At 70.8% G+C, this 24773-nt stretch carries 21 protein-coding genes, 1 tRNA gene and 1 pseudogene; 11 read left to right on the top strand and 12 right to left on the bottom strand.

The window, feature by feature from the left end; all coding sequences use genetic code 11:
* Window positions 1-12: 12 nt before the first annotated feature.
* Window positions 13-1632, bottom strand: a complete 1620-nt coding sequence (locus tag REH70_RS07725; RefSeq protein ID WP_310754193.1) for an ABC transporter substrate-binding protein — start codon at window positions 1630-1632, stop codon at window positions 13-15.
* A gap of 142 nt (window positions 1633-1774) precedes the next feature.
* Here REH70_RS07725 and REH70_RS07720 point away from each other — a divergent pair, with 142 nt between their 5' ends.
* Complete coding sequence (locus tag REH70_RS07720; protein ID WP_310753555.1) at window positions 1775-2596, top strand: class I SAM-dependent methyltransferase; 822 nt, start codon at window positions 1775-1777, stop codon at window positions 2594-2596.
* A gap of 81 nt (window positions 2597-2677) precedes the next feature.
* Here REH70_RS07720 and REH70_RS07715 read toward each other — a convergent pair whose 3' ends face one another.
* The 3 genes from REH70_RS07715 to polA form a co-directional block, all read right to left on the bottom strand.
* The gene (locus REH70_RS07715; protein ID WP_310753554.1) at window positions 2678-4327 is read right to left on the bottom strand and encodes a cation acetate symporter; all 1650 of its coding nucleotides are present in this window, start codon (window positions 4325-4327) and stop codon (window positions 2678-2680) included.
* Between the two features lie 57 nt (window positions 4328-4384).
* Window positions 4385-4723: a DUF485 domain-containing protein gene (locus tag REH70_RS07710; protein ID WP_310753552.1), complete on the bottom strand. Its 339-nt coding sequence runs from the start codon at window positions 4721-4723 to the stop codon at window positions 4385-4387.
* A 151-nt stretch (window positions 4724-4874) separates the two neighbouring features.
* Window positions 4875-7667 carry a DNA polymerase I gene (gene polA / locus REH70_RS07705; protein WP_396134695.1) on the bottom strand — a complete coding sequence of 931 codons (2793 nt, stop codon included), beginning with the start codon at window positions 7665-7667 and terminating at the stop codon, window positions 4875-4877.
* Between polA and REH70_RS07700 the strand changes: the two genes are divergently transcribed.
* Window positions 7666-8085 (top strand): hotdog fold thioesterase, encoded by a 420-nt coding sequence (locus tag REH70_RS07700; RefSeq protein WP_310753549.1) that lies wholly within the window; start codon window positions 7666-7668, stop codon window positions 8083-8085. The genes polA and REH70_RS07700 overlap by 2 nt on opposite strands.
* A gap of 319 nt (window positions 8086-8404) precedes the next feature.
* On the opposite strand, the pseudogene REH70_RS07695 reads toward REH70_RS07700, so the two are convergent.
* Window positions 8405-8599: pseudogene (locus REH70_RS07695) on the bottom strand (GNAT family N-acetyltransferase); the annotation flags it as partial.
* Window positions 8600-9102: 503 nt separating this feature from the next.
* Here REH70_RS07695 and REH70_RS07690 point away from each other — a divergent pair.
* From REH70_RS07690 to REH70_RS07675, 4 genes are read left to right on the top strand one after another with little or no spacing between them, the layout of a single operon-like run.
* Window positions 9103-10530: an ABC transporter permease subunit gene (locus REH70_RS07690; protein WP_310753548.1), complete on the top strand. Its 1428-nt coding sequence runs from the start codon at window positions 9103-9105 to the stop codon at window positions 10528-10530.
* A gap of 13 nt (window positions 10531-10543) precedes the next feature.
* Window positions 10544-11530, top strand: coding sequence for a branched-chain amino acid ABC transporter permease (locus tag REH70_RS07685; RefSeq protein ID WP_310753547.1), 987 nt, complete (start codon window positions 10544-10546; stop codon window positions 11528-11530).
* Complete coding sequence (locus REH70_RS07680) at window positions 11520-12509, top strand: ABC transporter ATP-binding protein (RefSeq protein ID WP_310753545.1); 990 nt, start codon at window positions 11520-11522, stop codon at window positions 12507-12509. The genes REH70_RS07685 and REH70_RS07680 overlap by 11 nt, the downstream gene beginning before the upstream one ends.
* Window positions 12506-13300 (top strand): ABC transporter ATP-binding protein, encoded by a 795-nt coding sequence (locus tag REH70_RS07675; RefSeq protein WP_310753544.1) that lies wholly within the window; start codon window positions 12506-12508, stop codon window positions 13298-13300. The genes REH70_RS07680 and REH70_RS07675 overlap by 4 nt, the downstream gene beginning before the upstream one ends.
* Window positions 13301-13434: 134 nt before the next feature.
* Here REH70_RS07675 and REH70_RS07670 read toward each other — a convergent pair whose 3' ends face one another.
* Together REH70_RS07670 and REH70_RS07665 are read right to left on the bottom strand one after the other, a co-directional pair.
* Window positions 13435-14712 carry an ABC transporter substrate-binding protein gene (locus REH70_RS07670; RefSeq protein ID WP_310753543.1) on the bottom strand — a complete coding sequence of 426 codons (1278 nt, stop codon included), beginning with the start codon at window positions 14710-14712 and terminating at the stop codon, window positions 13435-13437.
* A 224-nt stretch (window positions 14713-14936) separates the two neighbouring features.
* Window positions 14937-15560, bottom strand: a complete 624-nt coding sequence (locus tag REH70_RS07665) for a response regulator (protein ID WP_310754192.1) — start codon at window positions 15558-15560, stop codon at window positions 14937-14939.
* Window positions 15561-15790: 230 nt separating this feature from the next.
* Here REH70_RS07665 and REH70_RS07660 point away from each other — a divergent pair.
* Window positions 15791-15864, top strand: a tRNA-Leu gene (locus tag REH70_RS07660).
* 88 nt (window positions 15865-15952) lie between these two features.
* The gene (locus REH70_RS07655) at window positions 15953-16648 is read left to right on the top strand and encodes a hypothetical protein (RefSeq protein WP_310753541.1); all 696 of its coding nucleotides are present in this window, start codon (window positions 15953-15955) and stop codon (window positions 16646-16648) included.
* Between the two features lie 387 nt (window positions 16649-17035).
* Here the strand turns inward: REH70_RS07655 and REH70_RS07650 are convergent, their stop codons facing one another.
* Window positions 17036-17515 carry a DUF2269 domain-containing protein gene (locus REH70_RS07650; protein ID WP_310753540.1) on the bottom strand — a complete coding sequence of 160 codons (480 nt, stop codon included), beginning with the start codon at window positions 17513-17515 and terminating at the stop codon, window positions 17036-17038.
* Between the two features lie 39 nt (window positions 17516-17554).
* On the opposite strand from REH70_RS07650, the gene REH70_RS07645 reads away from it, so the two are divergent.
* Both REH70_RS07645 and REH70_RS07640 read left to right on the top strand, forming a co-directional pair.
* Window positions 17555-18716, top strand: a protein-coding gene (locus REH70_RS07645; RefSeq protein WP_310753538.1) for an IS3 family transposase whose coding sequence is annotated in 2 segments (ribosomal slippage) — window positions 17555-17835 and window positions 17834-18716 — 1164 coding nt in all. Because the reading frame shifts where the segments join, the coding sequence is not laid out codon by codon here.
* Window positions 18717-19175: 459 nt separating this feature from the next.
* Complete coding sequence (locus REH70_RS07640; RefSeq protein WP_310753537.1) at window positions 19176-19781, top strand: TetR/AcrR family transcriptional regulator; 606 nt, start codon at window positions 19176-19178, stop codon at window positions 19779-19781.
* 48 nt (window positions 19782-19829) lie between these two features.
* Here the strand turns inward: REH70_RS07640 and fliF are convergent, their stop codons facing one another.
* The 4 genes from fliF to REH70_RS07620 form a co-directional block, all read right to left on the bottom strand.
* A complete protein-coding gene (gene fliF / locus REH70_RS07635; protein ID WP_310753536.1) occupies window positions 19830-21353 on the bottom strand; it encodes a flagellar basal-body MS-ring/collar protein FliF in 1524 nt (507 codons plus the stop codon).
* Window positions 21354-21590: 237 nt separating this feature from the next.
* Window positions 21591-21872 (bottom strand): metal-sensitive transcriptional regulator, encoded by a 282-nt coding sequence (locus tag REH70_RS07630; RefSeq protein WP_310753534.1) that lies wholly within the window; start codon window positions 21870-21872, stop codon window positions 21591-21593.
* Between the two features lie 87 nt (window positions 21873-21959).
* Entirely contained in the window at window positions 21960-22523 is a 564-nt protein-coding gene (locus REH70_RS07625) for a hypothetical protein (RefSeq protein WP_310753533.1), read from the bottom strand.
* A 424-nt stretch (window positions 22524-22947) separates the two neighbouring features.
* Window positions 22948-23574, bottom strand: coding sequence for a DUF305 domain-containing protein (locus REH70_RS07620; RefSeq protein ID WP_310753531.1), 627 nt, complete (start codon window positions 23572-23574; stop codon window positions 22948-22950).
* Between the two features lie 720 nt (window positions 23575-24294).
* On the opposite strand from REH70_RS07620, the gene REH70_RS07615 reads away from it, so the two are divergent.
* Entirely contained in the window at window positions 24295-24708 is a 414-nt protein-coding gene (locus REH70_RS07615) for a hypothetical protein (protein WP_310753529.1), read from the top strand.
* The last annotated feature ends 65 nt before the right edge of the window (window positions 24709-24773 follow it).

The following is a 24773-nucleotide window of genomic DNA, read 5'->3' as shown; positions in this document are numbered from 1 at the left end:
CGATCCGTGCGCTCAGCCGTCGATCGTGATGACGTTGTAGACCTCGTCCTGCACGGGCGAGGCCGGGTAGCCCTGGATCTCCGGCTTGAACGCCAGCGAGGGCACCGGGTGGGCCAGCGGCACGCCGGGGAGCTTGGCGAGGATGGCCTCGTTGGCGGCCTCGTACGCGGCGATCTGCTCGTCCTTGCTCGCCTGGTAGCGCGCCGCGTTGATGGCGTCGTGCAGCTCGGGGTCGGTGAAGCCCCACTCGTTCGACGGTGCGCCGAAGAACACGCCGATGAAGTTGTAGGTGTCGTTGTAGTCACCGGTCCAGCCGAGCAGGTGCAGGCCGTGGTCCGGGTTGCCCTGGATGCGGTCGAGGTAGTCCGGCGACCACGCCTCGGGGACCGGGTTCACGGTGATGCCGACCTCCTCGAGGTCCGCGGCGACCGACTGGAACGTCTGCTCCGGGGACGGCATGTACGGCCGCGAGACGTTGGTCGGGTAGTTGAAGTCGATCGTCAGGTCCGACTTGCCGGCCTCGGCCAGGAGCTGGCGCGCCAGGTCCGGGTCGTAGTCGTACGTCTCCACCGCGTCGCTCCAGCCCTCCACCGCCGGGGGCACGAAGTTCGTGGCGACCTCGGTGCCCTCGGGCAGCGTCTGGGCGACCATCGACTCCTTGTTGATGGCGTGCGCGATGGCCTGCCGGACGCGGATGTCCGCGAGCTCGGGGTTCGCCTGGTTCATGCCCAGGTACAGGACGTTGAACGGGTCGCGGTTGACGATCTGGAAGCCCTCGTCCTCGAGCGCCTGGACGTCGGCCGGCCCGACGAGGTCGTAGCCGTCGATGTCACCGGCCTGCAGCGCCTGCCGGCGGGCGGTGGGGTCCGAGATGATCGGGAACACGATCCGCTGGACCTGCCCCTGCTCACCCCAGTAGTCCGGGTAGGCGGTGAGCTCGACCTGCTGGTCGCGCGTCCACGAGCCGAACTGGAACGGGCCGGTGCCGGTCGGGTGCGCGGTGGCGTACTCGGGCAGCACGGGCGCCGCCTCGTCGCCGCCCACCTCGTCGGCGGCGTACTCCTGCAGCGCCGTCGGGGACTGCATGGAGAAGGACGGCAGCGACAGCGCGGAGATGAACTCCGGCAGCGGGCTCTTCATCGAGATGACGGCCGTGCTCTCGTCCTGCGCCTCGCAGGACTCGTACTTGCCGTTCTCGGTGTTCGCGAAGCCGCCGTTCACCTTGCCCCAGTAGTAGGACAGGCTCTCGGACTGCAGGATCCCGGTGAAGTTGTTCCACCGCTCGAAGTTGAAGCAGACGGCCTCGGCGTCGAACGGCGTCCCGTCGTGGAAGGTCACGCCCTCCTTGAGGTCGAACGTGTAGGTCAGGCCGTCGTCGCTGACCTCCCACGACTCCGCGAGCAGCGGGGCCGGGTCGGCCGTGCCGGGGACCGTGCCGACGAGGCCCTCGAAGATCTGCCGGGCCACGCGGAAGGACTCGCCGTCGTTCGCGAACGCCGGGTCCAGCGACGCCGGGTCGGCCGACGCCGCGAAGATGAACGTGTCACGTCCACCGTCGCTGGTCGCCGAGGCGTCCGGGTCCTGCGCCGCGTCGCGGTCGCTCTCGGCGCACGCGGTGAGCGCCAACGCCATCGCGACGCCCGCGCCACCCACCTTCAGCCACTTCTTCACATCGATCACTCTCCGTAACACGCCGGGACCGCCGACCTGCGGCAGGACGCCCCGAAGGCTAGACCATCGCGATCACGCCCCTGTCACACGACAGACTGGTCGCATGACGCAGCACAGCCTGGGTTCTGCCGGCTACCGCGACGTGCCCGACGACGCCGGTGGCGCCGCGGGCCGCCCCTGGTGGGACGCGAACGCCGCGGAGTACCTCGACGAGCACGGCGACTTCCTCGGGCCGGCGGACTTCCTCTGGTGCCCGGAGGGCCTGCGCGAGCAGGACGCGCGGCTGCTCGGCGACGTCGTCGGGCGGGACGTGCTCGAGGTGGGCGCGGGCGCGGCGCAGTGCACGCGGTGGCTGCGCACGGCCGGTGCCCGGGCGGTCGCCACGGACGTGTCGGGCGGCATGCTGCGGGCGGGTCGCGCGCTGGACGAGCGCACCGGCGTCGTCGCCCCGGCGGTCCAGGCGGACGCGCGTGCGCTGCCGTTCGCCGACGCGTGCTTCGACGTCGTCTTCACCGCGTTCGGCGCGCTGCCGTTCGTGCCTGACACCGCGCGGGTGCACGCCGAGGTCGCCCGCGTGCTGCGGCCCGGGGGCCGGTGGGTGTTCGCGGTGACGCACCCGCTGCGCTGGGCGTTCCCCGACGACCCCTCCGAGCGCGGCCTCACGGCCACCCGGTCCTACTTCGACCGGCGGCCCTACGTGGAGACCGACACGGCCGGGGCCGTGGTCTACGCCGAGTACCACCGCACCCTCGGGGACCACGTCGCCGACGTCGTCGCGGCCGGCCTCGTGCTCGAGCGCCTGGTGGAGCCGCCGTGGCCGGCCGGCCACGACCGGACGTGGGGCGGCTGGGGGCCGGTGCGCGGCGCGCGCCTGCCCGGGACGGCGATCTTCTGCACCCGCCGCCCCGCCGGCCCCAGCAGCTGACCCGCTGATCCGGCCGGACGACGCGGTGCCCGCGCCCACCGGGTGGTGGACGCGGGCACCGCGGGCCGGGCGCCGGAAGGGTCAGTGGTTGACCACGGCCTTCTCCGAGCCGGCCCCGGTCAGCGACCGGACCTCCATCTCGGCGAACTTCTCCGGGGACGCGTCCTTCTTGCCCACCTGCGTGCCGATCCAGCCCAGCAGGAAGCCGAGCGGGATCGACACGATGCCGGGGTTCTCGAGCGGGAAGATCGCGAAGTCCACGGCGGCGTTCTTGATCATCGACAGGCTGTTGCCGTCCGCATCCACCTTGCCCGACACCACCGGCGAGAACGCGATGAGCACGATGCAGGAGATCAGCCCGCCGTAGATGCTCCACAGCGCCCCGGTCGTGTTGAACCGCTTCCAGAAGAGCGAGTAGAGGATCGTCGGCAGGTTGGCGCTGGCGGCCACCGCGAAGGCGAGCGCGACCAGGAAGGCGATGTTCTGCCCCTGGGCGAAGATGCCGCCGATGATCGCGAGGACACCGATGACCACGACGGTGATGCGCGCGACCCGCACCTCGCCGTCGGGGTTGACCTGCCCGTGCTTGATGACCGACGCGTAGATGTCGTGCGCGAAGGTCGCGGCGGCGGTGATCGTCAGCCCGGCGACCACCGCGAGGATCGTCGCGAACGCCACCGCCGCGATGATCCCGAGCAGGATCTCCCCACCGAGCGCGAACGCGAGCAGCGGCGCCGCGGAGTTCACGCCACCGGGGGCAGCGAGGATCTCGTCCGTGCCGACCAGAGCACCGGCGCCGTAGCCGAGCACGAGCGTGAACAGGTAGAAGATGCCGATGAGCCAGATGGCCCACACGACGGAACGACGGGCCTCCTTGGCGGTCGGGACCGTGTAGAAGCGCATGAGCACGTGCGGCAGACCCGCCGTCCCGAGCACGAGCGCGAGCCCGAGCGAGAGGAAGTTGAGCTTGCTCATCGCGGTCGCGCCGTACTGCTTGCCGGGCTCGACGAGGGCCTCCCCGCCCTCGCCGAACTGGTCGACGGCGCCCTGGATGACCTCCGACAGGTTGAATCCGAACTTGGCCAGCACCCAGATCGTCATCACCGCGGCGCCGGCGATCAGCAGGACGGCCTTGATGATCTGCACCCAGGTGGTGCCCTTCATGCCACCGACCAGGACGTACAGGATCATGAGCGCGCCGACCACGACGACGACGAGGCTCTGCCCGGCCGAGGACGAGATGCCCAGCAGCAGGGCGACGAGTCCGCCGGCACCGGCCATCTGCGCCAGCAGGTAGAAGAAGATGACGGCCAGGGTGGCGATCGCCGCGGCCATCCGGACCGGGCGCTGCCTGAGCCGGAACGACAGGACGTCGGCCATCGTGAACTTGCCGGTGTTGCGCAGCAGCTCCGCCACCAGCAGCAGCGCGACCAGCCACGCCACGAGGAAGCCGATGGAGTACATGAATCCGTCGTACCCGTTGACCGCGATGGCCCCGGCGATGCCGAGGAAGCTGGCCGCCGAGAGGTAGTCGCCCGCGATCGCGGTGCCGTTCTGCGGCCCGGTGAAGGACCGACCGCCCGCGTAGTAGTCCGCGGCGGTCTTGTTGGTGCGCGAGGCGCGGAACACGATGACCATTGTCACCGCGACGAAGAGCCCGAAGATCGCGATGTTGACGGCCGGGTTGCCGACCTCGGTCGCCTCGGCCCCGGCGACGATGATGCCGTTCACGATGCCTCCATCTCGCCGACGGTGCCCTGCTCGCTGCGCTCCCAGCGCCTCCCCGGCTCACAGGTCCCGCCCTTCGATGCGCTGGCGGAGCTCGTCCGCGATCGGGTCCTGGTGCGTATTGGCCCAGCGGGCGTAGATCATGGTGATGGCGAACGTCGACACGAACTGACCGAGGCCGAACAGCAGGCCCACGGTGATGTTCCCGGTCACCCGGATGCTCATGAAGTCCGGCGCGTAGGCCGCGAGGAGCACGTAGACGAGATACCAGGCGAGGAAAAGGCCGGTCATCGGGAAGACGAACTTCCGGAACCGACGTCTGAGCGCTTGGAACTCCGGCGAGCGCTGGACGCGCTCGTAATCGGTTTCCGCGTCAGGCGGGTGCGCCAGCTCGGACATTGAGCCTCCGTGTCACCAGGGTGTGGCCGCGTTGCCACCGCGCACACTGTGGCGCACGTCACCGATCGCGCGTCGGCGAAACGCCGCACAGATTCGCGCAGACCCGCCCGGCGACGCCGGCATCAGCCGGCGCCGCCGGGCAAACCGGTCCTCAGTGACCGGCTTCGTGCCAGCTCCGGCCGGCTCCCACCGACACGTCGAGCGGCACCGACAGGTCCGCCGCCGACCCCATCTGCTCCCGTACGAGGGCCTCGACCTCGTCCCGCTCCCCCGCCGCGACCTCGAGCACCAGCTCGTCGTGGACCTGCAGAAGCAGCCGGGACCGGAGCCCGCGGCGGGCGAGCTCACGGTCCACGCCGAGCATCGCGACCTTGATGAGGTCCGCCGCGCTGCCCTGGATCGGTGCGTTGAGCGCCATCCGCTCGGCGACGTCGCGGCGCTGCCGGTTGTCGCTCGTGAGGTCCGGCAGGTAGCGCCGCCGGCCGAGGATGGTCGCGGTGTACCCGGTCGCTCGAGCCTCGTCGACGACCCCGGTGAGGTAGTCCCGGACGCCACCGAACCGGGAGAAGTAGTCCTCCATGAGGCCCGCCGCCTCGCCGACGGCGATGTCGAGCTGCTTGGACAGCCCGAACGACGACAACCCGTACGCGAGCCCGTAGGACATCGCCTTGATCTTCGAGCGCATCTCGCTCGTGACGTCCTGCGTGGCGACGCCGAACACGCGCGAGCCCACATACCGGTGCAGGTCCTCGCCCGACCGGAACGCCTCGATGAGCCCCTCGTCGCCGGACAGGTGCGCCATGATCCGCATCTCGATCTGGCTGTAGTCGGCGGTCAGCAGCGTCTCGTACCCGGGGCCCACGACGAAGACCCGACGGATCCGGCGACCGTCCTCGGTGCGGATCGGGATGTTCTGCAGGTTCGGGTCGGTGGACGACAATCGCCCGGTGGCGGCGATGGTCTGCATGAACGTGGTGTGGATGCGGCCGTCGTCGGCGACCGACCGCAGCAGGCCCTCGACCGTCTGCCGCAGCCGGATGGCGTCGCGGTGCGCGAGCAGGTGCTGCAGGAACGGGTGCTCGGTGCGCGCGTAGAGGTCGGTCAGCGCGGCCGCGTCCGTCGTCCACCCGGACTTGATCTTCTTCGTCTTCGGCATGCCCAGCTGGTCGAAGAGGACCTCCTGGAGCTGCTTCGGGGACCCGAGGTTCACCTCGCGCCCGATCGCCGCGTACGCGTCGGCCGCCTCGCTCGTGACGATGCCGTCGAAGTACCGCTCGAGCTCGGCGAGGTGCTCGCGGTCCGCGGCGATGCCGGTGCGCTCCATGCGACCCAGCACGTCGACGAGCGGCAGCTCCAGGTCCGCGAGCAGCCGCGCCGCGCCGCGGGTGTCGAGCTCGGCGGCGAGGACGTCGGTGAGGTCGGCGACGGCCGCGGCGCGCACGGCCGCCCGCCGGGCGTCGTCGTTGCCGTCCAGCCCCAGGTCGAGCGCGCCCTGGTCGCCGGCCCCGGCGCCGTCGGTGGTGAGCTCGCGGCGCAGGTAGGAGAACGTGAGCTCGGCCAGTCCGTAGGCGCGCCGGTCCGGCTCGCACAGGTAGGCGGCGAGCTCGACGTCGAACGTCACGCCGGCGAGCGGCAGGCCGCGGGCGGCGAGCGCGTGGGACGCCGCCTTCGCGCCGTGGACGGTCACCGCGGCGTCCGGGTCGGCGAGCCACGCGGCGAGGGCCCGCTCGTCCGCGGGGTCGACGTCGGCGAGGTCGACGACGACGGCCTCCCCGGTCGCGTCGACGACCGCGACGCTCCAGGCGTCCCCGCCCACCGGGGTGCCCTTGCCCTGGACGTCGATCGCGAGGCGGTGGCCCGCGCGCGCCCGCAGCCAGGCGGCCAGCTCCCCCGCGGCCGGCGTGACGAGGGTCAGCTCGGCGGCCTCGACGGGCTCCGGCGGCGCCTGCTCGGCCATGACCATCGCGAACATCCGCTCGCGCAGCACGCGGAACTCGAGCTCGTCGAAGACCGTGAGCATCGCGTCCCGGTCCCACGGCTGGACCGCGAGCTCCACCGGGCTCAGCGGCAGCTCGACGTCGGTCAGCAGGCGGTTGAGCCGGCGGTTGAGCAGCACCTGGTCGAGGTTCTCCCGCAGCGACGCACCGGCCTTGCCGGTGATCTTGTCGACGTGCGCGACGACGCCCTCGAGCCCGCCGTACGTCGTGATCCACTTCGCCGCCGTCTTCGGGCCCACCCCGGGGATCCCCGGGAGGTTGTCGCTGGACTCCCCCACGAGCGCGGCGAGGTCGGAGTAGCGCTCGGGCCCGACGCCGTAGCGCTCGGTCACCGCCTCGGGCGTCATGCGCCACAGGTCGCTCACGCCGCGCACCGGGTACAGCACCGTGACGTGGTCGTTGACGAGCTGGAACATGTCCCGGTCACCCGAGCTGATCAGCACGTCCATGCCGGCGCCCTGCGCCTGCACGGAGAGGGTGGCGAGGATGTCGTCCGCCTCGAAGTTCGGCTTCTCCAGCACCGGGATGCGCATGGCGTCCAGGACTCGGCGGATGAGGGCGACCTGCCCCCGGAAGGGCTCCGGCGTCGCGTCGCGCGTTCCCTTGTACTCCGCGTACTGCTCGGTCCGGAAGGTGGACCGGCCGGCGTCGAAGGCGACCGCGACGTGCGTGGGCGCCTCGTCGCGCAGGAGGTTGGCGAGCATCGACGTGAACCCGTACACCGCGTTCGTCGGGTCGCCGTTGACCGTGGAGAACTTGTCGACCGGGAGGGCGAAGAACGCCCGGAACGCCATCGAGTGCCCGTCGACGAGGAGCAGGCGGGGGCGGGGCCCGGGCGCACCGCCGACGAGGTCGATCTCGGCCGCGGCCGCGGTGGTGGTGGTGGTGGTGGTCGCGGTGGCGGCGTCTGGCTGGTTCTCACTCACGGGTGCCAACCTATCCGCCATGACCCACACGGACGCCCTGGCCCTGCTGCGCGCACGCACCCCCGGCTCGCTGCTCGAGCGGATGGGCATCGAGCTGCTCGAGGTGAGCCCCGAGCGCGCCGTCGCCACCATGCCGGTCGAGGGCAACACCCAGCCGTTCGGGCTCCTGCACGGCGGCGCGTCGGTGGTGCTCGCCGAGACCCTGGGCTCCTACGCGGCCGTCCTGCACGCCGGACCGGGCCGGGCCGCGGTGGGCATCGAGGTGAGCGCGACGCACCACCGGTCCGCGCGCAGCGGCCTGGTGACGGGCACCGCCACGGCCCTGCACCTGGGCCGGACGACGGCCTCCTACGAGATCGTGGTGGTCGGCTCGGACTCGCGCCGGTTGGCCACGGCGCGCCTGACGTGCTTGCTGATCGACGAGCGACGCACCGACTGATCCTCGGCGACCGGACCGACGGGTGCCGCCGCCCCTGGCCCGCGCGCTGCGCGTCGACCAGCCGCTCACGCTCCGCGAGCCGCTCGGGCAGGTCGCGCAGGTCCAGCGGTCCGCTCGTCGCCGACCGCACCTGGCGTCGGCGGGCGATGAGGTCCTCGAGCCCACGACCCGACCCGCGGCGGGCGGCGCCGACCGCATCGCTCGCGAGCCGACGCTGCAGCGCCTCGGTGGTGACGACCCGGTGGGCCGCGGCGGGCGCGAACCCCAGACGTGCGAGGAATCGCTGCACCCCGCGCGAGCCGGGCAGCGGGACCGCGAACACCTGACCCGCGCCCACCTCCTCGGCGATCGTGAGGGCACCGGCGAGCAGGGCGTGGCCGAGCCCGCGACGGCGGTGGCCCTGGCTGACGTAGAGCGCCTCGACGTGCAGGCTGACGTCGTCGGTGAAGGGGCTGGGGCCGACCACACGGGTCAGCAGGAGCCCCGCGACGTCGCCGTCGACATGGCCCACCATCGCGTGCCCGCCCGGCGCGGCGAGCAGCGTGCCGAGCTGGTGGCGCAGCCGCTCGGCGTCGTTGCTGCAGAGCTGGGCACCGACGGCCGCCTCGGCCCGTGCCTCGAGGCACAGACCGACGAGACCGTCGAGGTCCTCGGGCACCGCCTCACGCACCTGCACACCTGGACGCACGGGGAACCGCCCTCCTCATCGTTCGGTCAGCACGGCCGCGCTCCCCGGGCGCATCCGGCGCACGCGTCGATGATGACAAAAGCATCACGATCCTGCGCGTCGGGCTGAGCCGAGCCTAGGCCCCGGGGGCAGCAGTGAATCACTCCACGGGGTGACGACGGGGCGCCGTCGGGCAGGCCCCAGCGCGGCGCGTGACGTACGCGACACAATCCGCCCTTATTGTTCTGGTCCTCGCCGGTCGCCGCACGCGGACGTCGAGGTCGCCCCACACCCCTGCCCACCGATCGCCCCCGACCGGACGGAGGTCCCAGGTGCGCCCAGCCGCGACCATGGACCGTTCCCCCACCACCCGCGCGGCCTGCAGCCGGCTGCTCGCACTGCTCGTCGGCGCACTCGCTCTGCTCGGGACGCTGCTCGGGCCCGCCGGCACGGCCCGTGCCGCGGTCGCCGAGTGCGTGCCCGACGCGTCGACCGGGTGCGTCACCGGCACGCTGCGCACCGCGGCGGGCGACCCCGCCGTCGGGGTCACGCTGACCGTCGAGGGCCCCGGCGGCGAGGTCACCGCGACGTCCGGCCCGGACGGACGCTGGTCGGCCCCCGTCGACGAGGCCGGCGAGTACACCGTCACCCTGGACCCGTCGACGCTCCCGGCGGGTGAGACGCTGCGCGACCCCGCCGGCAACCCGCGCACGGTGACGGCCCAACTCGGCGCCGCCGTGGGAGCGCTCTTCCCGCTCGGTGCGCCCACGGCACCACCCGCCACCGAGGGCGACGCCCCCGCCCCCGACCCGGGGGACGAGTCGGTGGACGCCGGCACGGGCGGCGAGCCCGGGGTCGACACCGTGCCCACGGGGACGACGAGCGGCGGCGGCATCACCTGGGACCGGGTCGCCCAGCAGGCCCTGGCCGGGATCGTGTTCGGCACCCTGCTGGCCCTGGCCTCCATCGGCCTGTCGCTCATCTTCGGCACGACCGGCCTGAGCAACTTCGCCCACGGGGAGCAGGTCACGATCGGAGGTGTGGTCGCCTACCTCGGGGTGCAGACCCTCGGTCTGCCGCTCGTGGCGGCCGGCGCGCTCGCCGTCGTGGTGGCCGGAGCGTCCGGGTGGCTGCAGGACAAGTTCATGTGGCACCCGCTGCGCAAGCGGCGCGTCGGCATGACGCAACAGCTCATCGTCACCATCGGGCTGGCCATCGCCCTCCAGTACACGTTCCAGTTCTTCTTCGGGGCCAGCTCGCTGCGCATCGTGACCGCGACCCCGCAGTCGATCCGGTTCGGCGGGGTGTTCATCACCCAGCAGTCCCTGATCTCGGTGATCATCGCGGCGGTCGTCCTGGCCGGCGTCGCGTACTTCCTCGTCGCGACCCGTACCGGCCGCGCCACGCGCGCCGTCTCGGACAACCCCGCCCTGGCCGCCGCGTCCGGCATCTCGGTCGAGCGGATCATCCGCATCGTCTGGACGTTCGGTGCGGCCCTGGCCGGGCTGGGAGGAGTCCTCATGGGCCTCTACCTGAACGCGACCGCCTGGAACATGGGCGGGACGCTGCTGCTCCTCATGTTCGCCGCGGTGACCCTCGGCGGCCTCGGGACGGCGTTCGGCGCTCTCGTCGGCTCGCTCGTCATCGGGCTGGTGGTCGAGATGTCGAACCTCGTCATCCCGTCCGACATGAGGTACGCCGGGGCGCTCGTCATCCTCATCCTCATCCTTCTGTTCCGTCCACAAGGCATCCTCGGCCGCGCCGAGCGCATCGGATAGCGAGGTCTCACCCATGGACTGGACCCGGATCCTCACCAACGTCGCCGGCGAGCTCATCGCCCCCACCACCGCGGCCTACGCCCTCGCGGCGATCGGTCTCAACGTGCACTTCGGCCTCACCGGCCTGCTCAACTTCGGCCAGGCGGGCTTCATGCTGCTGGGGGCCTACGGCTTCGCCATCTCCACGATCGCGGGCTTCCCCATCTGGCTGGCGCTGCTCGTCGCGATCGGCTGCGCCGTCGTGTTCGGCCTCATCCTGGGCATCCCCACCCTCAAGCTCCGTGGTGACTACCTCGCGATCGTCACCATCGCCGCCGCGGAGATCGTCCGGATCATCGGGCGCTCGACGGCGCTGACCGACCTCACCGGGGCGTCGTCGGGCCTGCGGGGGAACAGCTACAAGGAGACGTTCCAGGCGCTGTCGCCGTTCCCCGACGGGACGACCGACATCGGGCCGCTGTCCTACTCCAACAACGCGTCCAACAGCTGGTGGATCCGGATCGTCGGGTGGGCGCTCGTCGCCCTCGCCTGCCTGCTGGTGTGGCGCCTGAAGAACAGCCCGTGGGGCCGCGTCCTCAAGGGAATCCGCGAGGACGAGGACGCCGTCCGGTCGCTGGGCAAGAACGTGTACGCCTACAAGATGCAGGCGCTCGTCCTCGGCGGCGTGATCGGCGCGGTCGCGGGGATCATCTACGTCCTGCCACGCGCGGTGCAGCCCGACTCGATGGGCCGACCGATGACCTTCTTCGTCTGGACCATCCTGCTCCTCGGCGGCGCGGCCACCGTGTTCGGGCCCGTGCTCGGGTCGATGATCTTCTGGGCCGCGCTGCTCCTCATCAAGTCGGTCATGCGCTCGACCATCCCGCCCGAGGTCATGGGGACCCAGCAGATCGAGCAGTTCGGCTGGATCATCGTCGGTGTCACGCTCATGGTGCTGGTGATCTTCCGACCACAAGGGATGCTCGGAGACAAGAAGGAGCTGGCGATCAATGCCCACTGACCGCACCCGCCCGCAGCCCGACGCCCCGGTGACGCACGGCGCGACGGCCGTCGCGGTCCCCAGCCGGGCGCAGGAGCTGCGCACCCACTTCGCCGGACTCGACCGCGTGCCGGGCGTCCCCAAGCCCGACCCGATCGTCGTCGCCGACCACGTCACGCGGCACTTCGGCGGGATGACCGCCGTCGACGTCGACCACCTCGAGGTCGAGCGGGGCGCCATCACCGCGCTCATCGGCCCCAACGGTGCCGGCAAGACGACCCTGTTCAACCTGCTGACGGGCTTCGACAAGCCGAGCACGGGCACCTGGACGTTCGAGGGTCGCTCGCTGTCCGGTACGCCGGCGGCGAAGGTCGCTCGCACGGGCATGGTCCGGACCTTCCAGCTCACCAAGGCGCTGAGCCGGATGACGGTCATCGAGAACATGCGGCTCGGGGCGACCGGCCAGCCCGGCGAGAACCTCGGCGCCGCGCTCATCCCGGGGCTGTGGCGGTCACGGGAGCGGGAGATCACGGAGCAGGCCGAGGAGCTCCTCGCCCGGTTCAAGCTCGACACGAAGCGGGACGACTTCGCCGGCAGCCTGTCCGGTGGCCAGCGCAAGCTCCTGGAGATGGCGCGGGCGCTGATGAGCAGGCCGACGATGGTCATGCTCGACGAGCCGATGGCCGGCGTGAACCCCGCGCTCACCCAGTCCCTGCTGGGGCACATCCAGGCCCTGCGCGACGAGGGCACCACCGTGCTCTTCGTCGAGCACGACATGCACATGGTCCGCCACATCTCGGACTGGGTGGTCGTCATGGCCGAGGGGCGCATCGTCGCCGAGGGCCCGCCGCAGTCGGTCATGAACGACCAGGCCGTGATCGACGCGTACCTGGGGGCGCACCACGACACCGACCTCGGTGACGACTCGCTCCTCGACGAGCCCGCCGACACCGCGTCCGCCGCGGACGCGACCACCACCGCCCAGGAGGGCAAGCCGTGACGACCGAGACGCAGACCGACACCCACCGCGGCGCCCCCGCCGGCGAGCCGCTGCTCGCGGCCACCGACCTCGTCGCCGGCTACCTGCCGGGCGTCGACATCCTGGGCGGCTGCAACCTCGTGGTGCACCCCGGCGAGCTCGTCGGGATCATCGGGCCCAACGGCGCCGGGAAGTCCACCCTGCTCAAGGCGCTGTTCGGCCTGGTCAGCGTCCGGTCCGGGTCCGTGGTGCTCCAGGGCGAGGACATCACCAACCACCGCGCCGACTCCCTCGTGCGGCGCGGCGTCGGCTTCGTCCCGCAGAACAACAACGTCTTCCCCTCGCTGACCATCGAGGAGAACCTCCAGATGGGGCTGTTCCAGGCCCCCAAGCGGTTCGCCGAACGGTTCGACTTCATCGTCGACCTCTTCCCCACCCTCGGGGACCGGCGCAAGCAGCGCGCCGGCTCCCTCTCCGGGGGCGAGCGGCAGATGGTGGCGATGGCTCGGGCGCTCATGATGGACCCGTCGGTGCTCCTCCTCGACGAGCCGTCCGCGGGCCTGTCCCCCGTGCGCCAGGACGAGACCTTCATCCGGACCCGCAAGATCAACCGCGCCGGCGTGTCGATCGTCATCGTCGAGCAGAACGCCCGGCGCTGCCTGCAGATCTGCGACCGCGCCTACGTGCTCGACCAGGGCCGCAACGCCTACTCGGGGCCCGGGCGCGAACTCATGCACGACCCCAAGGTCATCGAGCTGTACCTCGGCACGCTCGCGACCGACGTCGAGGCGGCGGAGCAGTCCCAGGGCTGAGCGTCACGGACGGGGGCGCACCGCGGTGCGCCCCGGTCCCGTTCACCTAGGCCTCCGCTCGGAGCCTGGGGCCGGACGCACCGGGGCCCGGTCAGGTTCACCTGACCGGGCCCCGTTCGTGACGTCCTGGCGGCCTACAGCTCGCCGGGGACCTCGGACACCCAGGTGTACTTGTTGTCCGGGCCGAACTGGTAGATCCCGATCAGCGCCGCCGAGGGGTCGTTGTCCTCGTTGAACGGGCCGGCCCCGGAGACCGCCTCGTAGTCGATCTCCTCACCGCTCTCCAGCAGGTCGGCGCACTCGGCGAAGCCGGCGCACTCGGTACCGCCCTCGGCGCCGGAGACGGCGGCGAGGTTCTGCTGGATCGTGGGACCGTCGGTGGCGCCGCCGCGGACCGCTGCGAGGGCCGACAGGATGACGGCGTCGTAGGACTCGGCCGAGTAGGCGAAGTCCGTCAGGTCGGGGTCGACCTCGAGCAGACGCTCGCGGAACTCCCCGGCCGCGTTGGCACCGGGCAGCGTGCCCTTGGACCCCTCGAGCAGCCCGGCCTCGAAGTCGGCGCTGTAGTCGGCGAGGTTCCCGTCGACGAAGTAGAGCTTCGACGTGTCGAAGCCGGCCGCGGCGAGCGCCGGGACCAGCAGCTTGGTCTGGTCGAAGGAGATCACGACGAGCGCGTCCGGGTTCGTGGCCAGCGCCGCCGTCACCACCGACGCGATGACGTCGTCGGAGGCCGGGTCGAACTCCTGGCCCGCGTTGCCGTAGACGACGGTGCCACCGGCCGCCTCGTACGCCTCCTTGGCCTGGTCGCGGAGCGTGATGCCGTAGTCGTCGTTGAACACGAGGAAGCCCACGGTGGCATGGCCGTCCTGGGCGAGCAGGTTGCCCAGCGCCCGGCCCTGCAGCACGTCCGACGGTGCGGTCCGGAAGTAGTACGGGTCGTAGCCGGACAGCTGCGTGGAGGTGTTCGCGGGCGAGATCTGCACGACCTCGGCGCCCGTGATGTCGTCGACGACGTTGAGCGTCACCGAGGACGCCGCCGCGCCGATGACCACCGCGACGTCCTGGCTGAGGAGGTCGGTGACGGACTGCGTCGCGACCTCCGCGTTCTCGGCGTCGGAGGAGTCGGCGTGGATGATCTCGACGTCCGCGCCCAGCACGCCGCCGGCCTCGTTGATCTCCTGCTCGGCGAGGTCGACGCCCGCGATCTCGGGCGGGCCGAGGAAGGCGAGCGAACCCGTGACCGGCAGCAGCGTGCCGATGGTCAGCGGCTGGCCGCTCGCGGAGGTCTCTCCACCGCCGGTCCCGGTGTCGGTGTCCGTCCCGGCGTCATCGGTGCCGGAGCACGCGGTCAGGACGAGGGCGACGGTGCCCGCCAGGGCCGCGGCGCGCACGGCGTGGGTGGATCGCTTCATGGGGTACTCCTCTGCTGAGTACTGCTCGGCTCGGGGGACGTGCTCGACCCGCCCGGACTGTTGGGCGGAAACGTACCTGCTCGATGTGTCCACGATGTGACGCTGCTCATCTCACGCCGCGTCGTTGCCGAGTTGTGACCAAAGGGGCGAGCCCGGTCCCCCGTTCGGGGAACCGGGCTCCGCCGGGTGCGTCGGCGCCGGGCCGACGCCGGTCGCTCGGTGCGTCAGCTCCCGCCGCCGACCTGCTCGATGACGGCGTCGGCCACCTCGCGCATGGTGAGGCGACGGTCCATCGACGTCTTCTGGATCCACCGGAACGACTCGGGCTCGGACAGCCCCATCTTGGTCATGAGCAGACCCTTGGCGCGGTCCACGCGCTTGCGGGTCTCGAACCGCTCGGCGAGGTCGGCCACCTCGGACTCGAGCGCCGAGATCTGCGCGTAGCGCGAGATCGCGATCTCGAGCGCCGGCAGCAGGTCGGCGGGGCTGAACGGCTTGACGACGTACGCCATGGCGCCGGCGTCCCGAGCGCGCTCGACGAGCTCGGTCTGGGAGAACGCCGTGAGCAGGACGACCGGTGCCAGGTGCGCCTTGCCGATGCGCTCCGCGGCGGAGATGCCGTCCAGGACGGGCATCTTGACGTCCATGACGACGACGTCCGGGCGCAGGTCGGTCGCCAGCTGGACCGCGGTCTCGCCGTCGCCTGCCTCCCCGACGACGTCGAAGCCCGCCTCGCGCAGGGTCTCGACGACGTCCATGCGGATGAGCGCCTCGTCCTCGGCGACGACGGCGCGGCGGGCGGGACGCTCGGCCTTGGCCGGGGCGGCGTCGGCCGGCTGGTCGAGCAGGGGCGGGAGGTCGAGCGGGACGGAGGTCGTCGCGCTCTGGTCCGGGTCGCTGGTGGTCACGGGCACACACTATCGGCGCGTACCGGCTCGGCACGTGAAGAGCTGCGTCGTGTGTGCCACAGGCGCCGGCGCCGCGTCCCGGCTCTCCGGGTCCCAGGGTGACCCCTTCTGCCTCGACCGTGGTTCGTCACCGGGTAGCCTTTCCGGCGTGCCGCGCCCGCGCGGCACGTGCCCCGATAGCCCAACCGGCAGAGGCGTTCGGCTCAAACCCGATCCAGTGTGGGTTCGAATCCCACTCGGGGCACAGTATTTGCGCAGGTCAGAGGCTGTGGATAACCCTCCTGCCCCCGCAGAGGTCCGTTTCTGCCCCCACGGGTGCGAAAATTGGCCCCGTGGCGGCTGTCGAGACCAGAGCGAGGCGGGACGGCTCCACGGCGTACCGCGTGTTCTGGCGCGACCCCAACGACGGCTCCCGGCGGAGCATGACATTCGACGACAAGGGCGAGGCCGAGCGGGCGGCCACGCTGCTGAACGCCAACGGCCAGCACCTCAGCCTCGCCATCGACGTCGCGAAGGCCATCAGGCAAGACGGTCCCACCGTCGACGACGTCGTCGAGGAGCACATCACGCTGCTCATGCGGGTCGGGGACGACACACGTGCCGGGTACAGGCTGCGGGCCCGCGACCACATCAGCCCCCACATCGGCCAACTGCGCGTCGCATCGCTCACCTGGCAGCAGGTGACGCGGTGGGTGCAGCTGCTCCAGGACAAAGGGTTGTCGACCAAGACCATCGCCAACGTCCACGGTCTGCTCTCAGCGGCGATGAACACCGCGGTCAGGCTGGAGTACCGCAAGGACAACCCGTGCAGCGCCATCCGACTCCCCCGCACGCAGCGAGGCGGCGACGAGATGGTCGTGCTCGAGCCGTCCGAGCTCGACCTCATCCTCGATCAGCTCGCCGCCCCGGCGTGCTCGCTCGCGCCGGATTCGGCGACGCGACGCTCCTGCTGGTTGTGGTGCCGTCCGCACCGCAATGGGCGGTCATCCACCTGTTCTTCACCTCCCAGGGTGAGCGTCGCCACATGAACCTGACGTCGATGGTCTCCACACTCCCGCGCGCGGTCACCGAGATCGGCGCAGCCCGAGTGCACGCCGACCGGGGGCCGGTGTACCACTACGCCACCCTCCGTCGACCCGGCGAGGACCCTCGCTTCCGCGCTCGCACCGGAACGGCGCCCTGGCACCACGCCAGCGGCGGCCACGATGGGTGGGTCCTCGTGCTCCTGGTGAGTCAGGGACTGGGCGACACGATGGCGATCGAGGAAAGGGTAGGTGACCGCTGGGAGCCTGTGAGCTGACCGCCAATCGGAACATCTGCCGCACGCTGTCAGCGGAGTCGGCCTTGACAGGCACTGTGGATTACCGAGACCGCTCGCTGATCACACTGGTCGGCGGCCGCGGGAACCGAGCGGCTTAGCCCTTTTCGCCCTGGCGGGCATCGGACCGCACCTCTTGGGCCTTCTTCCACCCGTGTGGCGTCAGTCCTCGGGGCTTGAAGACCGACAACACGACCGCTGCGAGCAGCAGGATGGCGGCCGAGCCGGCGTGCAGCAGCGGTGACCACAGCGGGTAGGCCGCCTCGTCTGCAATTGGAGTCCCAGTAAACGTCGGGGTGTGCAGGCTGCGGGTGTAGAGAAGGAGGACGACGGTGGCGGTCACGGTGATAGCGAGCTTGATCACCACCCAGTAGTGCCGAAGAAGCCCCCACGCCGTTCCCAGCGCACCAACAACTCCGGTGAGCAGGGACGCCAAGCACAGCGGCACCAGCACCGTCCACGCGAGGAGATCCATCGTCTGGTAAAGCGTGCGCGCTGCTGACAGCTCGTCCGTCGCGATCGCCGCAACGGCAACAGCACCGAACGCGACGGGGACTGCTGCAGGGCTGGTTGACACTCCATCTGTGGGACGAGGTCCCGCTGGAAGGATGTCGCTGTGCCTAAGAAGTTCCCGCCCGAGTTCAAGCGTGACGTCGTGCGGGTCGCCCGCCGCGGCGATCTGAGTCACGCCGAGGTCGCCGCCGACTTCGACGTCTCCGTGGAGTCGGTGCGGCGCTGGGTGCGCCAGGCCGACATCGACGACGGGGTCGTGGATGGCAAGACCACCAGCGAGCAGAACGAGCTGGTCCAGCTGCGCCGGGACAAGCGCCGGCCGGAGCAGGAGAACGAGATCCTGCGCCGCGCGGCGGCCTACTTCGCCGCCGGCTCGCTCCCAAATGAGCTACCCGCTGGTCCGTGACCTGGCCGCCGAGGGCATCCCGGTGCGGTTGACCTGCGGGGTGCTGGGCCACTCCAGGCAGGCGTACTACGCCTGGCTGGCCGACCCGATCAGCGATCGGGAGCTGGAAGATGCCTATCTGACCAACGCGTTGATCGACGCCCACGGCGACGACCCGGAGTTCGGCTACCGGTTCCTGGCCGACGAGCTCGAGCGAGCAGGCCACGTGGTCGGCGAACGGCGCGTCTGGCGGCTGTGCTCCCAGCAGCGGCTGTGGTCGGCGACCGTGCGCAAGGGCAGGCGCGGGACCGGCAAGTCGCCGGGACCGGCGGTCCACGACGACCACGTCCAGCGCAACTTCACCGCCCAGGAGCCGGACCAGGTGTGGGTCACCGACATCACCGAGCACCCCACCGCCGAAGGCCGGCTGTACTGCTGCGCGATCAAGGACCTGTTCAGCAACCGGATCGTCGGCTACGCCCTGGACGAGCGGATGACCGCCCAGCTCGCCGTCACCGCCCTGCGCACCGCCGTCGCCCGCCGTCAGCCAACCGGTGTCGTGGTGGTGCACTCGGACCGAGGAGCCCAGTTTCGAGCGCGAAGCTTCCGGGCCGTCCTGACCGCCGCCGGACTGCAGGGCTCAATGGGACGGGTCGCCTCCGCCGGCGACAACGCCGCCATGGAGTCCTGGCACGCGCTGCTGCAGAAGAACCTCCTGAACCGTCACCGCTGGTCCACCCGTGACGAGCTGCACGACGCGATCGTGTTCTGGATCGAACGCACCTACAACCGCCGTCGACGCCAGCGCGCCCTCGGCAAGCTCACCCCGGTCGAGTACGAGCTCGCCTTCACCGCCCAGAACGCCGCCCTTGCGGCATGATCACCACTCACCCCGTGTCAACCGGAGCTGCAGCAGTCCCACGACCGCACCCAGCCAGCCGACCGAGGCGCTGATGTGGGCAACCAGGGTGGCCTTGCGCACCCCCGGCTGCATCATCGCGGGCTGAGGAAGGCGCTTGCAGCGCCCGAGCCGACGGAGTGCCGACCCGGCCCGTGCTCACCACCCGTGAGCAGTGCCACCAAACCCAGAGTCGCCACGACGAGAAGTACGACCAGTCCGATCCGCTTCACCCACCTGGGCGCGGGCGGCGGACCTGCCGAAGAGTGCTGAGCAGGCGCCGGCGTGCCACCGCTGGACGTGGGATGCCCTTCCGATGACCCGGCCATAGTTCCACTCTCCTTCTGCTGCTCTTGCGCCGCACTTTGCGAGACAGTCTGTCACGTGCCCGGCGGCCCGTCTTCGGTCGCGTCGACCTGTAGCGTTCGCATGGTGCCGAGGTTGTGGCGTGACACCGTCGATGCGCACCGGCTCGCTGTCCGGAAGGCCGTGGTGGACGCGGCAGGCTCACTTGTGCGTGAAGCCGGCCCCGGTGCGGTCACGATGTCGAACCTGGCCGACCGTGCGGGCATCGGACGGGCGACCATTTACAAGTACTTCCCCGACGCGGCGTCGGTGTTGCTCGCCTGGCATTCGGATCAACTGCACCGCCACCTGGACCGCCTGGTCGAGGTCCGCAACCAAGCCTCCGACCCGGGCCAGGCACTGCGGCTGGTGCTGGCGTCGTATGCCGGCCTCTCCTCGGCGCAGCCCGTCGGCGAGCTGGCGGCGGCGCTGCACCGTGGGAGTCACGCGGCGGAGGCAGTCGACGAGCTCCGCACCTTCTTGAGCGATGTGATGCTGGCGGCCGTGTCGAGCGGCGCGGTCCGGGCCGATGTCCCCACCGACGAGCTGGTCCGCTACTGCGTGCACGCGCTGGGCGCTGCCGGCGACGTCGCGAGCCCGGACGTGCTCGACCGCCTCGTGCAGCTGGTCCTGACCGCCCTACGGCCCAGCCCCCGCGAGGCCCAGACCCCAGATCTGCACTCCCGAGCGGCCGGCGACTGACCGCAAGAGCTCGTGGCACCGAGCTCGTGCACCACGGCGGACTGCCGCCTACGCGCGCCCGCTACCCCGCCAGCTGCGCAGGAGGTCGGCAACCTCACCGGGCTGCTCGTCCGCGAGCGCGCCGATCTCCGCGCGCTTGACCGCTGTCTCGTTCACCGCGCGGCGCGGCGCGGAGATGGCGATCGTGTCACCGTCGTGGAAGGGCAAGATCGGGCTCTCCTCGACCTTCGTCAGCTCGCTGATGTCAGGCACACCGATTGAGGACTTGCGCGAGCGGCTCGTGACTACGAGGAACGCGATCACGAGCGCGAGCAGCACCGCGCCGGCGATGACGCCCGTGCGGATGAGCTCCGCTTGCTCGGCCGCCCTGGATTCCGCGGCCGCCGCGGCCAGCTCGGCCTGCGCCGCCTCCGCGGTCAGCATGTCGAACTGCATGGCGGCGACCTCGATGGTGTCGCCCCGGACCGGGTCGATGCCCGCCGCGACGCTGACCAGCGCGGACACCTCTTCCATGTTCAGCGCAGCGCCCGCCTGCTGGTCGACCACCACCGAGACCGACTGCCGGCGGACCGTGCCCGGCGCCATGATCGTCAGCTCGGTTGTCTTGTCGACCGCGGGGTTCAGCGTCTCGCTCGACTTGGCGTAGGTGCTCTCCCCCACCCAGCCTCCAGTACCGACGTACTCCTCACGGGTGGTCGAGGAGGCAAGCGGCGGCACCCCATCCGTGGCCGTGAAGCTCTCGCTGGTGCGGTCGGTGTTGTCGAGGTTCAGCTCGGCGTTCACGGTGACGACCGCCTTGCCGGGGCCGACCACCCGGTCGAGCATCGCCTGCACCGACGAGGTCACGCGCCGCTCGTACTCGGCGGTCTTCTGGTCGGAGAGTCCGCCCGCCGGCGCGCCGCCGACCGCCGAGAGCACCCGGCCCTCGGAGTCGATCACCGCGACGTCGGTCGGCTTCATGTTCTGCACGCCCGCCGAGACCAGGTGGACGATCGACTGGACCTGCGCCGGCTCGAGGGTCGTGCCGCGCGCGGTCTTGACGAACACCGAGGCGGTGGGGTCGGCGGTCTGGGAGACGAAGACGCTCTCCTCGGGCAGCGCGAGCTTGACCGTCGCGGCCTCGACGCCGTTGATCGCGCCGATCGTCTTGGCGAGCTCGCCCTCCATCGCGCGCTGGTACGTCGTCTGCTGCTGGAACTCCGACGCCGTCATGCCCATGTCGTCGAGCAGCGAGTAGCCCGCGCCGTCGGACGACGCCGGCAGGCCCGCGGCGGCGACCTTGAGACGGGTCGCGTACAGCCGGTCGGCCGGCACGAGGATCGTGCGGCCGCCGTCGGTGAGCTCGTACGGCACGCCCTCGCCGTCGAGCTGGTCGACGATCGCGCTCGCGTCCGCGGCCGAGACGTCCGCGAACAGCGGGCTCATCGTCGGCCTGGTGAGGAACGCGGACAGCGCGACGAGGCCGAGCACCAGCCCGGCGACACCGATCAGAAGGAACAACCGACGCCGTAACGATGATCGGGTTGCGGCGGCTCCGCCTGGGCGAGCGGTGGCTACGGTCCCGGTGGTCATCAGGCCGACATCCTCATGGTCGTGGCGGACGGCACGACGCCTCTGCTGGCATGCCAACGTGGTTGGCAGCGCAGCCAGACACGGCCGGTGACTGAGCACCTCATCGACGGCATGTGCCGTCGATTGAGGTCTACACCGCAGCCACTCGAGCACCGACCGCGTCAACGGGGGCCATGACGCAGGACGCGTCAGGACGCCCGTGGCGTCAGCCGGCCGATTCCTGCGAAACGACCGGCGTCAGCTGCGCACGAGCCTTGCGATCGCCTCGGAGGCTTCCTTCAGCTTCGCGTCCTGCTCCTCGCCGCCGGTGCGGGCCGCATCCACGAGGCAGTGGCTCATGTGTTCGTCAAGAAGTCCGAGTGCGACAGACTGTAGCGCTCTGTTGACCGCCGACACCTGCGTCAAGATGTCGATGCAGTACTTGTCCTCGTCGACCATGCGGGCGATGCCGCGGACCTGACCCTCGATCCGACGCAACCGCGTGAGATGGTCGTCCTTCGTGCTGCTGTATCCCACCATGGCCGTCGCCCGTCGCTCAGAGGAAACCTTCACTAGAGTGCAGTTTACCCCCGGGGTAATACCAAAGCCGCGGCAGCGCCACGCTGTTCACTCGGAGTTGGTGATCTCCCGCCAGGTGCGACCGCTGTCGTCCGTGCGGTGGATGCGGGTATCGAAGGCGGCCACAAAGCCGCCACCTCCCACGGCCACGAGCTCCTCAGGTGGTCCCATCGGAGATCCCGGGCCCGACCACCGCTCGCCGTCGAACGTCCAGAGCGCGCCGTCGATGTCCAGCCCCGAGAGCACAGGGGAAGAATTGACCTCACCTGCCCCGTCACTTCCCGGCTCACTGGTCGAGGGGACGTGGTCGATGACGACCAGAGGTGTCGGCGGTGGGCTCGGGAAGACGCCGAACGTGTCGCCGCCATCGGTGCTGAGCAGAAGACCCTCGGCAGTCGTGGCGATCAGCCGTCCGTCGCCCCCGGGAACGGCCTCGAGGTCCCGCGCTGCCAGCCGGGCGCCGTCGCGCCAGGTTCGGCCGCCGTCGTCGCTGCGACGCACCGTCCCGCTCGTCGAGTCCCATCCGTAGACGCGTGAGTCCTCGGCGGTCAGCGCGTGGAAGTCACTCTGCCCGCCGAGGCTGAGCTCGTGCCACGTCTCCCCCGTCGTCACTGCGCAGCAGCCCGAGATTGGCCGGGCCTGACTCCCCGACACCAGGGTGACCGCTGGCGAGAAACACGTCGGGGGCCGTGATCGTGAACCCCATCGTGTCCCGGCGTGCGTCGCCTACGGGACTGATGCTCGAACCTTCCAGGGCAAAGAGACCGCTGTGCGTCGCGGCGTAAAGGACCCCGTCTGCCGGGTTCACCTCGAGTCCGTGGACGTGACCGATGTCGCCGGGCACGTCTGCGCCCGTTGCGGGTGGTGGACCCTCGGTTCCGGTGGAGGTGCATGCAGCGAGCGTGACGAGGCCGGCGAGTGACACGGCGGCACGCACGGCGAAGAGAGCGGGTCGCATGGAAGTTCCTTCAGCGTGGAGCAGACGCGGCGGTGGGGGCCGGGGCAACCGACCCCCACCGCGCGATGATCAGGTGGGTCAGATGGTCTGGAGCATCTGCTCCATCTCGGCGATCTCGGTCGTCTGGGCGTCGATGATCGTCTGCGCGAGCTCGAGCGCCTGCGGGTTCTCCCCGTCTGCGAGCTCCGCCTCGGCCATGTCCACAGCGCCACGGTGGTGCTCGATCATCAGCTCGAGGAACCGCTGGTCGAAGTCCGCGCCCGACAGGGCGGCGAGCTCGTCCATCGCGGCCTCCTGGTCCATGCCGCCCATGTCCATCCCGCCGTGGTCCATACCTCCCATGTCGCCCTCGGCCGCCGGCTCTTCACCCCACGCCTCGAGCCACGAGTTCATCTCGTCGATCTCCGGTCCCTGGGCGGCGGAGATGTTCTCTGCGAGCGCGCGGACTTCTCCAGTGGAAGCGTTGGACACCGCGAGGTCGGCCATCTCGATGGCCCCCTCGTGGTGGATGATCATCATCTGGGCGAACTCGACGTCGGCGTCGTTGTGAGCCGCGTCGACGGCGGCTGTCTCCTCGGACGTTCCAGTCGTTGCCTCCGGGGCGACGGTCGGGTCGGTGCCCTCCGAGCTGCCGCCACAGGCGGCGAGGGTCACGGCAAGGGCCAGGGTGCCGCCTGCAGCGGCGATACGGGTCTTCAGGGTCATCAAAGTCTCCATCGTCGGTCGCCCACAGACGGGGCGACGTTCCTGTCTGGGCATGCCGGTTCGGTGCGCGTCTCGGCTCTCGCGGACGCGCCGCGGCGACCTCTACACCCGCATGACGCACAGGGAGAACTCGGGTATCGGCACCGCTCGTCGGGTTCTGGCGGACCGGCGTGCAGCCGCTGTCGGGACGCTGCCTCGCGGTCCCGCTTCGCTCGGTATGCGCCGCCTCCAGCGCTCGGCAAGGCGGAAGAGTACGAGACCGATCCCTCCGGCCAGCGCGAGAACGCAGCCGGTCATCACCAGCCCGTGGACGGCATGGTCGCCGGGGTGGGATGAGCCGACGACGGTGGTGGTGACCTGTGGTGCCGATGCGGCGTCGATACCCGCCGAACGCATGGACCCGGCGGTGTGCTCAGCGGTCGCGGCCACCGCAGGCAGGAGGCTGTGGGCTCCGGCTTGCGCCACGGCTCCGGACGCACCGTGCATCAGCGCCAGGCCCACGAGGACCGCTGAGGCGAGGGCGAGCGCGGTGAATCTGCGCATGTTCTCGCCGTGCCCCCTTGAGCTCACCCGTTCGGAGTCCTGATCGTTGGTGCCTCACCGAGGTTAACAACGGTTGCGCACCTCCACCGACTCGGCGGTCCAGCCGCCGAGGCGCCTTCATCGGTTCTTGACCAACCGTGAAGGCCCGCGACCATCTGGCCTCTGGAGGATCGGTACATGAGCACTGAAGTGGCGCGACGCCGCGCAACTGATGCCGACGCGGCGGATCCCCGCGGCGCCGCACCGCCGCGCCGATCGGCCTGGACCGTGCTGACGGGCGCGCTGGGCGCGATGATGGGTGTAGCACCTCACGTGCTGCATCATGTGGGCCCGCTCGTGGGCACCGCACTCGTCGCCGGTGCGGGCGGTACTGCACTCTTCGGCCTGCTCGGCCTCGTCGCCTCGGTGCCGATGCTGCTCAGGCTCAGACGCCGTTTCGGGAGCTGGCGGGCACCCGCGCTCGCACTGGTCGTGTTCGCAGCGATGTTCCTTGTCTCGACGCTCGTGATCGGGCCACGTATCAGTGGTGTGGACAACCCCGTCAACCCCGAGATCACCGACGTCGAGCACGGCGAGCACCATCCCGCGTGAACGCGCCGGGCACCCCCGTGAGGGCGGCCCCCGACGGCCGGCGGCGCCGCGGGTGCGCCGCCGGC

The sequence above is a fragment of the Cellulomonas sp. ATA003 genome (assembly GCF_031582905.1).
Lineage (GTDB): Bacteria > Actinomycetota > Actinomycetes > Actinomycetales > Cellulomonadaceae > Pengzhenrongella.
Note: the sequence above shows the minus strand (reverse complement) of the source record. Positions and strands in the feature narration are given on the sequence as shown.